This window comes from Acinetobacter populi (assembly GCF_002174125.1).
GTDB lineage: Bacteria > Pseudomonadota > Gammaproteobacteria > Pseudomonadales > Moraxellaceae > Acinetobacter > Acinetobacter populi.
The window spans coordinates 39678-56578 of record NZ_NEXX01000003.1 but is presented as its reverse complement, the minus strand read 5'-3'; the positions used below and the strand labels follow the sequence as shown (position 1 = coordinate 56578).

10 protein-coding genes and 1 tRNA gene are annotated in these 16901 nt (G+C 39.7%); 9 read left to right on the top strand and 2 right to left on the bottom strand.

The features are described from left to right. Positions 1-8: 8 nt before the first annotated feature. A complete protein-coding gene (locus tag CAP51_RS09305) occupies positions 9-1832 on the bottom strand; it encodes an ABC transporter ATP-binding protein (protein ID WP_087620488.1) in 1824 nt (607 codons plus the stop codon). A gap of 319 nt (positions 1833-2151) precedes the next feature. Between CAP51_RS09305 and CAP51_RS09300 the strand changes: the two genes are divergently transcribed. Together CAP51_RS09300 and CAP51_RS09295 are read left to right on the top strand one after the other, a co-directional pair. Continuing rightward, entirely contained in the window at positions 2152-4182 is a 2031-nt protein-coding gene (locus CAP51_RS09300; RefSeq protein WP_087620487.1) for an NADPH-dependent 2,4-dienoyl-CoA reductase, read from the top strand. A gap of 148 nt (positions 4183-4330) precedes the next feature. Then, positions 4331-4420, top strand: a tRNA-Ser gene (locus CAP51_RS09295). Between the two features lie 283 nt (positions 4421-4703). On the opposite strand, the gene CAP51_RS09290 is transcribed toward CAP51_RS09295, so the two are convergent. Further along, positions 4704-6668 (bottom strand): sigma-54-dependent Fis family transcriptional regulator, encoded by a 1965-nt coding sequence (locus CAP51_RS09290; protein ID WP_171294769.1) that lies wholly within the window; start codon positions 6666-6668, stop codon positions 4704-4706. Positions 6669-7128: 460 nt separating this feature from the next. Here CAP51_RS09290 and CAP51_RS09285 point away from each other — a divergent pair, with 460 nt between their 5' ends. The 7 genes from CAP51_RS09285 (at position 7129) to CAP51_RS09255 (ending at position 16893) form a co-directional block, all read left to right on the top strand. After that, on the top strand, positions 7129-9069 hold the full coding sequence (locus CAP51_RS09285; protein ID WP_087620485.1) for a hydantoinase/oxoprolinase family protein: 1941 nt from the start codon (positions 7129-7131) through the stop codon (positions 9067-9069). A 2-nt stretch (positions 9070-9071) separates the two neighbouring features. Continuing rightward, complete coding sequence (locus tag CAP51_RS09280) at positions 9072-9467, top strand: acetone carboxylase subunit gamma (RefSeq protein WP_171294768.1); 396 nt, start codon at positions 9072-9074, stop codon at positions 9465-9467. Between the two features lie 24 nt (positions 9468-9491). After that, positions 9492-11639 (top strand): hydantoinase/oxoprolinase family protein, encoded by a 2148-nt coding sequence (locus tag CAP51_RS09275; RefSeq protein ID WP_087620484.1) that lies wholly within the window; start codon positions 9492-9494, stop codon positions 11637-11639. A gap of 70 nt (positions 11640-11709) precedes the next feature. Next, on the top strand, positions 11710-13989 hold the full coding sequence (locus tag CAP51_RS09270) for a hydantoinase B/oxoprolinase family protein (protein ID WP_087620483.1): 2280 nt from the start codon (positions 11710-11712) through the stop codon (positions 13987-13989). Next, the gene (locus tag CAP51_RS09265) at positions 13986-14852 is read left to right on the top strand and encodes a hypothetical protein (protein WP_087620482.1); all 867 of its coding nucleotides are present in this window, start codon (positions 13986-13988) and stop codon (positions 14850-14852) included. Before CAP51_RS09270 ends, CAP51_RS09265 begins: the two co-directional genes overlap by 4 nt. Positions 14853-14932: 80 nt before the next feature. Further along, positions 14933-16159 carry a CobW family GTP-binding protein gene (locus CAP51_RS09260; RefSeq protein WP_171294767.1) on the top strand — a complete coding sequence of 409 codons (1227 nt, stop codon included), beginning with the start codon at positions 14933-14935 and terminating at the stop codon, positions 16157-16159. 23 nt (positions 16160-16182) lie between these two features. Then, entirely contained in the window at positions 16183-16893 is a 711-nt protein-coding gene (locus CAP51_RS09255; protein ID WP_087620480.1) for a CoA transferase subunit A, read from the top strand. The last annotated feature ends 8 nt before the right edge of the window (positions 16894-16901 follow it).

The following is a 16901-nucleotide window of genomic DNA, read 5'->3' as shown; positions in this document are numbered from 1 at the left end:
GAGTGGAATTAACTTTCCAGAAAACCACCGCTTTGTCGTGCCCATAACTGGGCATATAAACCATTTTGTGCAATCAATTGTTCATGTGATCCCTGTTCAATGATTTGTCCCTGATCCAGTACAATTAAACGATCCATTTTGGCAATCGTGGAGAGACGATGTGCAATGGCGATCACAGTTTTATTTTGCATCAATTGTTCCAGACTTTGCTGAATGGCAGCTTCCACCTCGGAGTCCAGCGCACTGGTTGCCTCATCAAGCACCAAAATAGGCGCATCTTTGAGGAACACCCGGGCAATAGCTATACGTTGTCTTTGTCCGCCGGACAATTTAACACCACGTTCACCGACATAAGCAGCCAAGCCTTGATTGCCTTTTAAATCGGTTAATTGCGGAATAAATTCGCTGGCCTGTGCTTTAAAAATCGCATGTGCAACTTCTTCATCAGTGGCAGTTGGACGACCATACTGGATATTTTCTGCGACGGTACGATGTAATAGCGATGTGTCTTGCGTCACCAATGCAATGTTTTTACGTAAACTATCCTGTGTCACATCTTCAATATTTTGCCCATCAATCAGAATTTTGCCTTGTTGAATTTGATAAAAATGCAAAAGTAACTGAATCAGTGTTGATTTACCTGCACCGGAACGTCCGACGATACCAATTTTTTCACCAGCTTTAATCTCCAGATTAAAGTGATTAATCACCTTTTTATCATTATAGGCAAAGCAAACATCCTGAAACTGGATGCTGCCTTGAGTAACCTGCAATTCTTTGGCATCTTGTTTATCCTGAATGGCAATCGGTTTGCCCATACTGTGCATACCATCCTGAATGGTCCCGATATTTTCAAATAATGCGGTAATATGCCACATCAAAAATTCAGAAACGCTATCGAGCTTTAATACCATTGCTGTTGTTGCTGCAATCACACCGACTGCAATTTGACCATCCATCCACAACCATAACGCCGTACCAATCATACTTAAATATAAATAGCCACTTAACAGATTGATGGAAATCTGATACATCACCCCCAAACGCATTTGTTTATAGACTGTGACCATAAATTCTTGCATGGATTCTTTGGCATAACGACTTTCACGGCCAGCATGTGCAAATAGTTTGACGGTCTGGATATTGGTATAAGCATCGGTAATGCGACCAGTCATGACCGCACGGGCATCAGCTTGGGCTTTGGATACCTTCCCCAGACGTGGAATAAAATAGGAGGCAATGAGAATAAAAAGCAGTAACCAGATCATCAGTGGCAACATCAACAGTGGTGAAATTGCGCCGAGAACCAGATTGATGGTGATAAAATAAATCAGTACATAGGCCAGCATGTCTGCCAGAATCATCCAGAACTCACGTACTGCTAGCGCAGTCTGCATCACTTTGGCCGATAAACGCCCTGCAAAATCGTTATGGAAAAAATCCAGACTTTGCCCAAGCAGCAGATTATGGTATCTCCAGCGTAGACGCATCGGAAAATTACTATAAATCACCTGATGTTTGATCAATGACTGCAAGCTTGAAAACAGAATATTGATGAGCAATATCGACACCAGTAAAATTAAATTCTGCTGATGTTGCTGTAAAAAGGTACTTGGTTGACTTTGGCTAATCCAGTCCACCAGCTTACCAATATAGCTAAACAGCATGACTTCAAATGTTGCTGCACCGGCAGTACATAACAATAAAATCAGCAGATAAGGACGAATCCCTTCGGTGGCTTGCCAGACAAACGCAAAAAATGTTTTGGGTAGAGGCTGGTTTAAATTTTTACTGGGGTATGGATCGACAAGTTTCTCAAACCAACTGAACATAACAAACCTATGACATCATTGGTCAGTTTTTTGACCAAAATTTTAACAATACAAATTGAATAGGGGTAAAACTAGAAAATTATACGAATGAGTCGTTTATGCTATTTCATGAACAAAATTCAATCTACCTAGGGTCTGTCGCCATTTAATCTAATGATGACAGACCCTAATATGAGGATACAGATACTGTTTCGCTAAGCTTGACTTATTATACACAAAATATGCGTTTATATAGTCATTTACAAGTGGCAAAAATAATTCTAAATTATTATGCAACAAATTGCATAAATGCTTTGCAGCCAGATGAAGGACAAATCCTATGACCAGCTATAGCAATGTTTTAAAACCATTACATTTGGGGTTTACCACAATTCGTAACCGTGTGGTAATGGGGTCCATGCACAGTGGTTTGGAGGATCGTTTTTATCATTATCCCAAACTTGCCGCTTATCTTGCAGAACGCGCCAAAGGCGGTGTTGGATTGATCATTACCGGTGGAATTTCCCCCAACCGTCAGGGCTGGTTACTGCCTATGGGCGGCACCATGAATAGCTGGGGTGATGTATTAAACCACCGTCTGGTGACACATGCTGTACATAAACATGGTGGCAAGATTCTGATGCAGATTTTGCATTCTGGTCGTTACGGTTATCAACCTTTTGCAGTATCTGCTAGCCCAATTAAATCTCCAATTTCTCCATTTAAACCCAGAGCACTGTCTGATAAACAGATTTTAGCGACCATTGACGATTATGCACGAGCTGCTTATCTGGCTAAAAAAGCAGGCTATGATGGGGTTGAAATCATGGGCTCAGAAGGTTATTTACTCAATCAGTTTTTAAGCCGCCATGTCAATCAACGTGAGGATCGCTGGGGCGGTGATATTCAGGGGCGTATGCGTTTGGCAGTCGAAATTGTTAAAGCCATTCGTGCCAAAGTCGGTGAAAAATTTATTATCTGTTTTCGCTTGTCTATGCTTGATCTGGTCCATGATGGCAATACTATGGATGAAGTGTTGATTGTGGCGCAGGCACTGGAAAAAGCCGGCATTACCTTGCTCAATACCGGTATTGGCTGGCATGAAGCCCGTGTTCCAACAATTGTGACTTCCGTACCGCGCGCAGCCTTTGTCGATGTGACAGCTTATGTCAAACAGCATGTCAAGATACCTGTTATTGCCTCAAACCGGATTAATATGCCGGATACTGCCGAAGAGATTATCGCATCGGGTAAGGCCGATATGGTTCAGATGGCACGACCTTTTCTTGCCGATCCGTATTGGGTGAATAAAACCGCAACAGGGCGAGTCAATGAAATTAATACCTGTATTGCCTGTAATCAGGCATGTCTGGACCATACTTTCAAAAATCAGCGAGCCAGTTGTCTGGTCAACCCTCGAGCTTGTCATGAAACAGAACTGGTCTATGTAAAAACCAAAAAACCTAAACGTATTGCTGTGGTCGGTGGCGGTGTTGCTGGAATGTCTGCGGCAACCATCGCAGCCAGTCGTGGTCATCATGTCACTTTGTTTGAAGCAAGTCATGAAGTGGGTGGACAATTTAATTTGGCCAAAGTTGTACCGGGCAAAGAGGAATTCCACGAAACCATTCGCTATTTCAAGGTTCAGCTTGAAAAAAATGCAGTGGAAGTCCGTTTAAATACGCGTATTAATCGGGAGCAAATAGAGCGAGAAGGTTTTGATGATGTCGTGATTGCAACAGGTGTAGTACCACGTCCACTGAAAATAGACGGTGCAGATTTGCCGCAGGTTTTATCCTATGCCGAAGTACTGCGAGGAGCAGAGGTTGGACATCGGGTTGCAGTGATTGGGGCAGGCGGTATCGGTTTTGATGTTAGTGAGTTTTTATTAAAACCACCTTCTCAGCCTCAACCACAACCTTTGGCGGACTGGCAACGTGAATGGGGGGTAGATCCTCATGCCAATTATATTTCGGAAGGCGGACTGGCACCTGCTGAAGTCGATTTACCTTATCGGCAGATTTTTTTATTACAGCGTAAAACTACGCCACTTGGGATTGGTTTAGGTAAAACTTCCGGCTGGGTACATCGAGCTCAGTTGAAAAAACATCATGTCCGCATGATGCGCGGGGTACAATATAAATCCATTACACAAGAAGGTCTATGGGTTGAGGTTGATGGTATTGAACAACTTTTGCGGGTAGATACAATCGTGGTATGTGCCGGACAGGAATCGGTTAAAGAATTGATGCCGCAAGACACCGAACATACATTGGCAAAATACCACATCATTGGTGGGGCAAAACTAGCAGGTGAACTGGATGCAAAAAGAGCCATTCGAGAAGGTGCGGAATTGGCTGCAAAGCTTTGATTTCAACCTTATTCATCTGTGAATTGGTAGGGTTATATGGATTATGATAATGGATCAAACCAAATTTGTTTAATCCATATGCAATTGAGTATGAAGCAATAAAATTTTTCTTGTATAAAGATCAAAAGCTTTGTATTCTTGCGCCACTGGAAGCGTGGCAGAGCGGTTTAATGCACCGGTCTTGAAAACCGACGAGGGCGCGAGTCCTCCGTGAGTTCGAATCTCACCGCTTCCGCCAAATAGTTAAATAAGTCCTTGTTTTTACAAGGGCTTATTTTTTTATTTATGATTTTATCCCTCATTGTAACGCATATAAAAATTTTGATTAGATCATTATTAGTGAGATGGACATGGGTAAGTCTAGACAATAGGTAATGATCTCAATACTTTGAAACGTAGAACCCTTGATCCAGTAAGATTTTTTTGAATCAGCTTTGTTATAATTTTCTCAGCCTAATTTTCTTCGCTACTGTCACCTCCTACACTGTGGTAGATTATCCAGAACGGAAAACTATTTAAATTTAGTTTTCTCTAAGTCCTATAACTAAATCATTTAATGAATATTTTTTTATTTTTAAATATAGGGTACTTTTTGCTAAACCCAGCGTTTTTGCTGCTTTGGTTATATTACCATGACAATCCAATAATGTTTGCTTCATCAAATCATATTCAATATCTTGTAAACTTTTTGTAGATCGCTTTATTTGAGCTGTAAATGTACATGATTCGGTCTGATATTTATGTTCTGTTTGACCACTTAAAATATCTTCGGGAATATTGGAATGATCCATGATCGAAGTGTTGCAAGTAACAGCCATAACTTCAACCACATTGCGTAGTTCACGTATATTACCAGGCCAAGTGTATTGTTTAAGAAGATTTTTTGCTACCTGAGTAAATTGAAGATGGGGCAGTTGATGTTTTTTTATAAATTGCTGTAAATAATGATCAAGTAATAATTCAATATCTTCTTTTCTTTCTTTTAAAGAGGGAATACTAATTTGTGAAACTGCAATACGATGTAATAAGTCTAATCGAAAGTTTTTGTTTTCTACCTCTTCTTTTAGATTACGATTGGTTGCAGATATCAGGCGAAAATTGACTTTACGTGGTTTATTTTCGCCAAGTCGATAAATTTCACCATGCTCTAGTACTCGAAGAAGATGTGTTTGTAGTTCTAACGGAAGTTCGCCAATTTCATCTAAAAATAATGTGCCTCCATCTGCCTCTTCAATTTTGCCTTTCATGCCACCTTTCCGGGCACCTGTAAATGCGCCTTCAACATAACCAAAAAGCTCTGCTGAGATGAGTTCTTTAGAAAAGCTTCCGCAGTTAATTACAACAAGCGGTTGATTGTGAAGTAAACTGTGTTGATGGATAAATTGTGCAAAAAGCTCTTTACCAACTCCCGTTTCTCCATGTAGTAGAATTGGGATAGACGTGCGTGCTAGTTGTCGTGTTTTATTGAGGACATCAACCAAGATGCGTGATTGCCCAATGATATATGGATCCTGATTACGTTGTTCAATTTGGATATCTTGCGCTGTAGCGGTTTTAAAAGTACAGTAAATAACTTGTCCAATCGAATTATTTTGATGAACAATCAATTCATTATGTAATTCAACATGCAGATCATTCAGTTTAAAAAATTCATCAATATGGCGAATATTTAGATTTTTAAAAATTTGTTTAATTTTAAATTCATCAAATGGGCTATTCTTAAGGATTAATTCTTTCATCAAAGCATTGGCTTGAATGGCCTGCCCATGATGATTAAATAGAATTGAAGCACAGCGATTGAATTGCTGAAAAGACATAAATTTATCTAATAAGATATTTTGATTTTCAATTTCTTGTATATACAGTTGATGCTCTATTTGTGAAGCTAAAGACGTGACTAATGCCAATGTTTGCTGATTGTAGGATGCTTTTAAACCTGAAACATCTAATACGCCTAAAATTTCTTTACTGGCTGGCTGGCGTATCACATTGGCCGTACAAGTCCAGCGTTTGATTGTGGTGCAATAATGTTCATTGGCATGGACCTGTACAGCAGAACCAGTTTCTAGTGCTGTACCAATTGCATTGGTTCCACAAGTTTGTTCCGACCAGTTTGCCCCAGAAACAAGATGTAAGGATTCTGCTTTATGATGAATCCCCATATCGCCCATTGTATGCAGAATTACGCCTTTGGCATCGCTAATAATTAATAATAAATTATGGTAATCAATTAAGGGTTGATACTGTTTTAAAATGGGTAAACTAGATTGTAATAGTTGTTGATGGTTAAATAGATATTCGGTCAGATCATGCGATTGTAGAATGACAGGGGCATCAGAAGTATGAATTGATACACCTGCATGTCGAGATCTAATCCATGAGTCATTAATGATTTTACGAATCTGTGAAGATTCCAGTTGACCATGATGGACAAAATGCTGCCATTCTGATTGAACGACAATATCTTTTTCTGGTTTTGAAAACATCTGTTCTATCCTTGTATAACCCATAATTCTAATTGGGGAATTTCTATTTCCATCCTAGAAATAGCGATGTCTTAAATGCAGTAAGATATGTATCTTTTAAATCTTTCAGATATCTAAAGTCAATATCTAAAGTTGTTATTAATTATAAATTACACTAATTATAGAATTTAAGTTATTAATATTATTAAATTTTTTAATTGGTTTTTACGTTAGACAATTAATATTAAGATTTATTCAAGTTACCATAAAAATTCATGATCATACGTCTGATTTTCGGACGTTGCCGTTTGATTTGTGGACAGTTTTTCATGCTAACTTAGCTTTATTTTTAATTAAATATTATTTATCAATAACTTAAACTTAAATATAAGAGTTGGCATGTCATGTGCAATATTTAATTGTAAACAAAGAGGAAAGCTTTGTTTGACAAGAGGATATTTTTGGTTAGGAGAACCAGTGCATGACTTTACAGATAAACATCGATAACGGTGGAACACTTACGGATATTTGTATTTTCCATGGAGATGAATTAAAAAAAACAAAGGTGATGACAACACCTTATGATTTAAGTAAGTGTTTTTTTGAAGGGTTACAAAAAGCATCTACTGTTTTATATGGAAATACCGATGTTGCAAAACTTCTAGAAGAAGTTGATTTGATTCGTTATTCCACAACACAGGGTACCAATGCAATTTGTGAGCGTAAAGGTCCAAAATTAGGTCTGATTACGGATATACAGGGTAAGGATCTTGTTGCCGCATTAAAGGCACAGGAAGAAGATATTTTTAATGCGTTGATTGCAGATCGTATCGTTTTTCTGGGTGGTGTTACAAGTGATCAAGAAGCATATGAATTAGAAATTGTAAAAGCTATTAATGTATTGACTGCCGCAGGTGCTAATCGTGTCGTCATTAGTTTGAGTGATGAAAGTTTCGAGGCAGGTGAAAATTATATTAAAAATATGGTGTTACGTCGTTATCCACGGCATTTGCTTGGTGCAGTACCTGTTTTATATGGTTGTGATCTGAATAAAGATGAGCATTTTGTACGCCGTACATGGAGTGCTTTAATTAATTCATTTTTACATCCATCTATGGAGCATTTTTTATTTAATGCAGAAAATCGGTTACGTGAATACAAAACTAAAAATCCATTGTTGATTTTCCGTAATGATGGCGATGCGTCACGTGTTGCCAAGACAATTGCAATCAAAACATATAGTTCTGGACCACGTGGGGGTATGGAAGGCATGAAAACTTTTGCCAATACGTATCGTTTTCCAAATATGGTTGCCATCGATATTGGTGGTACGACAACGGATATCGCGCAGTGTGTTGATTATCAAGTGAGGGAAGTACGTCGTGGCCGTGTTGAAGGTATTGATGTGTCATTTCCTTTAACCGCCATTCATAGTGCTGGTGCAGGAGGAAGTTCGGTATTTAAGGTGGTGAATGGCGCAATACAAATTGGACCTGAAAGTGTAGGGGCTGTACCTGGTCCAGCAGCATTTGGTCGTGGTGGCAAACAAGCAACCATTACTGATGCGAGTTTGTTATCAGGTTTGTTTGATCCAGCATCTTATTTCGGCGGTGGTATGAAGCTGGATCTGCAACGTGCGCAGACAGTAATTGAGACTGAGATTGCACAACCATTAGGGCTAAATGTAGATCAAGCATTAGGTGCAATGGAAAATGCTTACCAGAAGAAAATTGCAAAGGAGATTCATAATTTTACTGATGTTTCAGAAGATACAACGTTATTAGCATTTGGTGGTGCAGGGCCCCTCAATGCATGTGGTATTGCCGAACAGGCAGGCATTAAACAAGTCGCAATTCCTGGTATGGCAGCTGTCTTTAGTGCTTATGGTATTGGTAGCTGTGATATTTCCCAGCGCTATACAATTCCTTTGGTAAAAGATAAACGCACAGCTATTGAAATTAAAAAATTATTAACGAATTTAACCTCAAATGCTCATCGTGACATGTTTGCTGAAGGTTTTAGTTCGGATCAATACGATTTAGAGACGCAATTGGTGTTAAGCCATGTTGGTACAGAGCATACAGTGAAATTTAAGGACATTGCAGAAATCACTGAAGATTTAGACGGTTATGACATAGTTGAGTTGGAAGTTAATGCTGTAAAACGACTACGCCAAGATAATGCCAAACAATTAAGTTTTGAAAAACAGCAGCCCGCACAAGCAAGCACAACTCGAAATATTCTGACGCAAACACAGGGCCGTATTGATGTACCAGTTTATAAGTTGGCAGATTTGAAAGCAGGTGATTTTGCACAAGGACCAGCTATTTTGGAAGAGGACTTCTTTACTTGCCGAGTAAGAGATGGCTGGACGTTTGTGATTAGCGCACAAAAAGATATTTTATTGAACCAGGAGGGTTAAATATGAAAGTGGATATGACGGAATATCTTCGTGTAAATCTTGAGAGTGAAGAATGGGAATGTCGAGTTTGCAATCATACGATTGGTTCGGCACGTCAAAGTTATAAGCAAGGATTATTGGTTTATAACCGTAATCCACAGGATATTCATCCACCAATTATCGATCCTGATAAATATCGCTATACGTTTAGTCCTGATCCTGAATGGGTACGTATTCTGGAATATTACTGTCCCAAATGCGCCACGATGGTGGAAACGGAATATGCCACACCAGGTCATCCGCCACTTTATGATATGGAGCTTGATCTTGCAGCATTGAAAGCCCAATGGCAAGTACGTGGTGAAAGTATCAATGTGAAGGGGCCAACTGTTGAACGTCAGACAGGACATCAACATTAATCAGGGATCAAGGAAGGAATAACAATGAAACGTGTATCAGTAGATATTGGCGGTACATTTACCGACTGTTTTGTGGTGTGGGATGGACAATATATTGAAACCAAAGCGTTGACTACTCATCATAATCTTGCACAGGGTTTTAATGAAGCATTGGGCAAAAGTAGTAAGGCACTTGGGATTACACTGGAAGAAATTCTGGCACAAGTAGATTCTGTACGTTATGCAACGACATTGGGAACAAATGCTTTAATTGAACATAAAGGTCCGAAAATTGGCTTACTGATTACTGCGGGCTATGAAGCAACAGTTCCAATTAGTCGTGCACGTGGCTATGGAGAAGGTTTGGATGTATTAGGCCAAACTGATTTGCCAAATGCTGCACGACCAGAACCACTAGTGTTGCCACATATGATTCGCGGTGTACGTGAGCGTATTGATTTTGTGGGTGACATTATCATGCCATTAGATGAAGACGATTTACGGCAGCAAATCCGTGAACTGGTTGACGAAGGTGCACAAATTTTAGTGGTTGCAACCTTAAACTCTGTAGTCAATCCTATCCATGAACAACGGATTGAAGAAATTTTGCTGGAAGAATATCCATCGCATTTATTAGGTGCAATTCCAGTGATTTTGTCGCATCGGGTGGCTGGTCGTAAAGGAGAATATGTACGTGCCACCTCTGCCATTGTAGATGGTTATTTGCACTCAACCATGTATCACGCCCTATCAACTTTGGAACAAAACTTGCGTGCACATGACTATACCAATCCGATGTTGGTGATTCATAACTCTGGTGGTATGGCACAATTAAATTCAACAGATGCCTTACAAACCATTCATTCAGGTCCTGTATCTGGCATTGCGGCATCAGAGCATCTTGCATTGCAAACAGAACTGGGCAATGTCGTTGCGACAGATATGGGCGGCACTAGCTATGATATTGGTATCGTGGTTGAAGGTGGGGTGAAACACTATGATTTTAACCCTGTGATTGATCGTTGGCTTGTATCTGTACCAATGGTACATTTGGTTACCCTCGGTTCTGGTGGTGGATCCATTGCCACTTATGACCGTATGTATAATACAGTGAAATGTGGTCCCGAATCTGCTGGTTCCGATCCAGGCCCTGCTTGTTATGATCGTGGCGGTATGCGTCCAACCACAACAGATGCGGATCTGGTCTTAGGTTATCTTGATCCTGATAATTATGCAGGTGGTTCTATTCCACTCAATAAGCGTCGTGCCTTGAACGTCATCGAAGATACTTTATGTGAAGATCTGGATTGTGAGCCAATTGAAGCTGCGCTCTTGATACGTGAAAAGGTCGATTCGGATATGGCAAATGGTTTATTTACCGAATTACGTGCTCGAGGGTACGATCCGAAAGACTTTACGATGTTGGCATATGGTGGCAATGGACCATTGCATTGTTGTGGTATTGCACAAAATCTCAGCATAGATAAAATTTTAGCACCACCATTTAGTTCAGTATTTTCAGCGGTAGGAGCAGGAAATATTCATCAGCTGCATATTCATGAAAAATCATTATACATGGTGCTGTATGACTCTAATAATTTAAATTTATTGGAAGATTACAAAACCTTTAATGATATCGTTGATGAGTTGAAAGAGCGTGGTACTCAGGATCTTATCCGTCAAGGTATTGCACGTGAAGATATACAGCATCGTCTGGAACTGGACATGCGCTATGGTAACCAGTTGGTACAAACAACGGCAACCATTGAAAAACATCATTTGCAACGTCCGGCAGATGTTCTCAAAGTCATTGAACAATTCTCCATCGACTATGGTAAGCGTTTTGGTGAGGGTTCACAGGCGCCTGAAGCGGGTATTCGTATTAATACGATTCGTGTTGCTGCTTATGTTGAACATCAAACAGTTCAATTTAAAAATATTAAACCATTGCCAGAAAATCAGCGTCAGGATCCACCAGCGCCGGAATCGACCAGAAGATGTTACTTCGTGGGGCATAAAGGTGCTGTGGAAACACCAGTATGGTCACGTTCAAATCTGACACCTGGTACGCAAATTCAGGGGCCGGCTATTATCACATCGGAAGTGACGACTTTTCTGGTAAATCCTGGTTGGACATTTGTTACAGCTGAACAAGGCGCATCATGGTTCTTAAGAACCCCATTTACGCATTAATCGCATATATTGAGATGGATTGCGTGAAAGGAATGCAACGCAATCTATTCCATGGAATAGGAAAAAAGTTATGACACAAATTATTTCAGTTGAAAATAGCGCAAAAGAAATCAGTGCAGAAGATGCAAAATTAATTAAAAAATTCTTGGCAGATAATACATTATTTCTTGGACCAGATCCGGAAATTATGAAAGACCATGATCTTATGCCACGTACTGAACGGGAAGATGAGGCAATTAACAAAGTCAATGATTCACATTTGATTGCCCGTATTCGTGATCGGTTGCAGTCAGGTTGTGATGAAGGTTATGAAATGGTCGAGCAAATGGGAGCCGCACCAGGTGCAAAATGGGGTGATGTGATCACTGGCATTTATTCTGCAAGTGGCGACCTTGCCATTGCCAGTGCTGGTGGAGTATTACTATTTTCTGCATTGGTTCATCATCCCATCAAATATATTATCAAAAATTGGTGGAATGAACCCACAGTTGGTGTAAATGAAGGTGATGGCTTCATTCATAACGACTCACGTTATGGAAACGTACATAATACGGATCAAAGTATGATTGTTCCAATTTTCCATCAAGGTAAACTGGTCTGTTGGGTGGCATCAACTGTACATGAAGGTGAAAATGGTGCAATTGAACCGGGTGGTATGCCATCAATGGCAGAAAGCCGTTTTGATGAAGGTTTGAAAATGTCACCATTTAAAGTGGTACAGAATTATCAAATTCGTAAAGACCTGCTAACCTTCTTGCAAAACTCAGTACGTGAACCAAAACTACAATATGAAGACATGAAAGTAAAACTGTTTGCATGTCTAAGAATGAAACAACGTATTGAAGAAACACTCAAAACAGATGGGCCTGATGCATTAGTTTCAACCTTACGTTTAACAATGGAAAATGTGCGTGCTGAAGTTAAACGCCGTTTATCTGAATGGCCTGATATGAGTGTGCGCACCTATATCATTCAGGATTCTACCTTACGTGAAAATTGCATTGCCAAGGTCAATCTTAAAGCGACCAAAAAAGGTGATCGTCTGATTCTGGACTTCCGTGGTTCTGCACCTGAATTTTCTAATCGACCAACCAATACTGTTCTGGCTGGTTTAAAAGGAATGATTTCACAGTTATTCATGTGTTATATCTGGCCAGATTTGCCTCGTGGACAAGCTGCATTTGCACCGATTGAGGTGATTACCGACCCGTATTCAATTTTAAATTCATCCTATAATGCGCCGAATTCACAAAGTTTAATGTCTATTTTTACAGGATTTACTGCGGTACAGCATGCTGTAACCAAGTTTTTGTATTCCTGTCCGGAAAAGTACACCAAAGTGCAAGCACCCGCATTTAACATGATTAACACCTTCATTTGGGGCGGTCAGAACCAGCATGGTGAAATTTTAGGGAATTTATGTGCCGACCTAAATGGTATGGGCGGTGGAGCACGTCTAGATGTTGATGGTGAACCTGCATTAGCACCGATTTTTGCTACGATGGCAGATGTGGGTGAACAGGAAATTAACGAAGAAGAAGTACCCTTCTTACAACTGGTATCCAAGAAGTTTACTCGAGATGCAATCGCACCAGGCAAATATCGTGGTGGACAAGGCTATACCATGATGGTGGCAACCAAGGACAGTGAAGAGTGGGGCTTTATGACTACAACACAAGGTGCAAAAGTACCACCGATTCAGGGAACTTTTGGTGGCTATGCATGTGGTTGTTATCCATTATCCAAGATTCAAGGTGTCGATATTTATGAAGAACTACTTAAAAACCCAGAAAAATTCAAGCATTCAATTGAAGAGTTGATGAATGAACGTGCTTTTGAAAGTGCTAGCTACACCACACACCACATGGGCTTAGGATTTGAGATTTCAAAACGTGGTGAATTGATTATGATTTCTCAGGGTGCGGGTGCAGGTTATGGTGATTTGCTGGAGCGTGATCCAGAAGCTGTGGTTAAAGATATTCGTGAGAATTTAATTTCACATGCTGTTGCTGAACATGTGTATAAGCTCAAAATTGATCCTGACACATTGGTTGTAGATGTTAAAGCCACTGAACTGCTTAGAGCACAAGAGCGTAAAGATCGATTAAAACGTGGCAAACCATTTAATGAATTTGTCAAAGAATGGACGACATCACAACCGCCAGTATATTTACCCTATTTTGGTGCATGGGGTGATGATCTCGATACACTTTATATGGGCGCACCAGACAAGACCAGAAAAGCCAATGAATATAGACCAAATTATATGCCAAATCCGAAAGATGTGCGTATTGCAGCCTTAGAGGTTGCGATTAAACAACATGGTATTAGTTTGGAGGAAAAACGATGACAGGTTTATTCAGTGAAAAACTACCTCAGCCCAATGGTAATGGTTCGCTAAAAACATGGCTTCAAGCAGATGCGTATGCCAAACGTATCTTGCTTGGTAGCACAACAGCGAATCCATGGGAAACTGTATCAGGCTATGTGATGTGGTTTGCACAGGCACAGAATTTAATTAAATCTCACGTAGGTGTGATTTCTATTGCCGAAGTTTTTGATCGACACATTGAAAAAGAAGGTGGTCTGGAAAGTAAATTAGGCAATCGTAAAAAAGCGAAAGTTGCTATTCGTCGATTAATTGAGCTTGAAGATGCCAGATCTTTGATTAATGAAGTATTGACTGCGGTTTTAGATCAAGTGACACAACCTATAGTCGTGAGTATGCCTTCACCAAAAGCATGGCTATATCATGCAACTCAACTTGCAGGACTGGATACTCAAGACATCATTGATGAAGATATTGAAGATGCCGCAGCATATATTACCGATTTATTACGTGCTTTATCTTCACATCAATTGGCAGGGGTATTGCTGGAAGAGATGACAGATGACCCTCAGTGGTCTGATTCACAAGTGCAATATTATCGTCCTTTATTGAATATTGCACAGCATTATCGTTGGTCTATGGTGCTGCGTTTACCCCATGATGCGTCTATTTCATCTGATATTTCTCAATACCTTGATGCAGTAATTGGCAATATCCGCAGCAATGAAAAAATTTCAACAGGTGTAGATGTAAGTCTGCAATTTAATCAGGAACTAGAACTGCCTGTTTTATATTCGGGGGAATTCTATTTCATTGAAATTGATGAAAATAGTTTACCTGAAAAAGTTACAGAAAAAGTTTGTGCAATTCAAAAAGCAGCATAAAACCTTTGCGGTTGATTGTTTCACAGAAGTAAACAGTCAACCCACCATGTCTGGGTAGATTAAAAAGCAGGATGCGAATTATGAAAGAAAAAATAGATTATCAGGATATTAGTCAAAAAATTCCCGTAACGATTTTAACTGGCTTTCTCGGATCAGGGAAAACGACAATTTTAAATCATTTATTGGTTACATATGACATGACCGGTGTTGCATTGCTTATCAATGAATTCGGACAAATCGGTATAGATCATCATTTGATCGAATCTGCCGATGAAACGACGATATTATTGGATTCAGGTTGTATTTGCTGCACGATTCAAGGTGGTGTAGTGGATGCATTAAAACGATTATTTGATCGGGCAATCAAACAGGAAATTCCGCCTATTACACATGTTTTAATTGAAACAACTGGTCTGGCTGATCCTGTACCTGTGGTACAAACCATCATGCAAGAACCGTTTGTAGCAGCTCGTTTTATTTGTGATGGTGTGGTGACTGTGGTGGAAGCGACATTACAACCACAGGATATCGAACAATTTCAGGAAGCTATTCAACAAATTTCTAGTGCTGATAAGGTACTGATCAGTAAGGTTGATCTGAGTCATACTTCGCATTTAGCAAGCATTAAACAATATATTCAACAGTTGAATCCAGAAGTCCCTATGCTTGAAGTTCAACACGGTAAAATCAAGCGATCAGATTTTCTGGCAAAAGGAATCTACGATAAAAATGCTGCTAGACCAATAGAAAAATGGATTTCGTATCAAAAGCCTCAACAGATTAATCATCCGACAGGTCTTTTTCAAAAATCAGCAGTTTATCAACTGCAACAGCCTACCACCCATAAAAGTATAGTAGGCACCATATCTTTTACCTTTTCAGAGGCTTTGCCATGGCTACAATTTACTTTGGCAATGGGCAAGATTATAGCAAAACTGCAAAAGCGTTTATTGCGTTGCAAAGGTATTTTACGGGTGGCTGGTGAAAGTAAGTCGATCGTGATTCATGCCGTGCGCGGAGAAGTTTTTCCAGCATTACAACTGCAAACGCATGCAGCGACAATCTATGAGCAGGGGTGTTTAGTTTTTATTATCCATCAATTACAGCAAAAAGATATTGAGGTTATTCAGCACTATTTAACACATTTGGGCACTGACAATGCTGCTTTTAAGCAAATCAAACTGCATCCATTTTTACCGACGCGTAGTTGGCTAAAACAGCGTATTCAGTGGACAGCACCCTTAATTGATCATGAGTCTTGGCTGATTCAAGGTAAAAAATTCGTCAAACAGTCAACACACATATAATAGAATTGAAAAAGGAAATAATAATGGCACATCAAGGGAAAATCTATCATTCAGCACAAGCTGCATTACAGGATATTGTGCAGGATGGACAAACGTTCGCAGTCGGTGGTTTCGGCTTATGTGGAATCCCCGAATTATTGATTCAAAGTCTAAAGGATACAGGCGTTAAAGACCTTATATGTATTAGTAATAATGCAGGTGTTGATCATTTAGGTTTGGGATTATTGTTGGCCACACATCAAATTAAAAAGATGATCTCATCTTATGTGGGCGAAAATAAAGAGTTTGAGCGTCAATTTTTAAATTGTGAGCTTGAAGTAGAACTAACTCCACAAGGCACTTTGGCAGAAAAACTTAGAGCGGGTGGAGCAGGGATTCCAGCCTTCTACACACAAACAGGTTACGGTACAGATATTGCCAAGAATAAGGAAATTCGTACTTTTGCTGATAAACATTATGTATTGGAGCATGCATTAACAGCAGATATTGGGTTGGTCAAAGCCTATAAAGCAGATCCGGCTGGTAATTTGATATTTAGAAAAACTGCACGAAACTTCAACCCGGAATGTGCCATGGCATCTCGAATCACTATTGTTGAGGTCGAACAAATTGTTCAGATTGGTGAGTTAGACCCTGATGAAATTCATTTACCAGGTATTTATGTTGATCGTATTGTTCTAAATCCTCATCCAGAAAAATGGATTGAGCAAAAAACATTAAAAATAGCAGGCTAAAAGGAAGA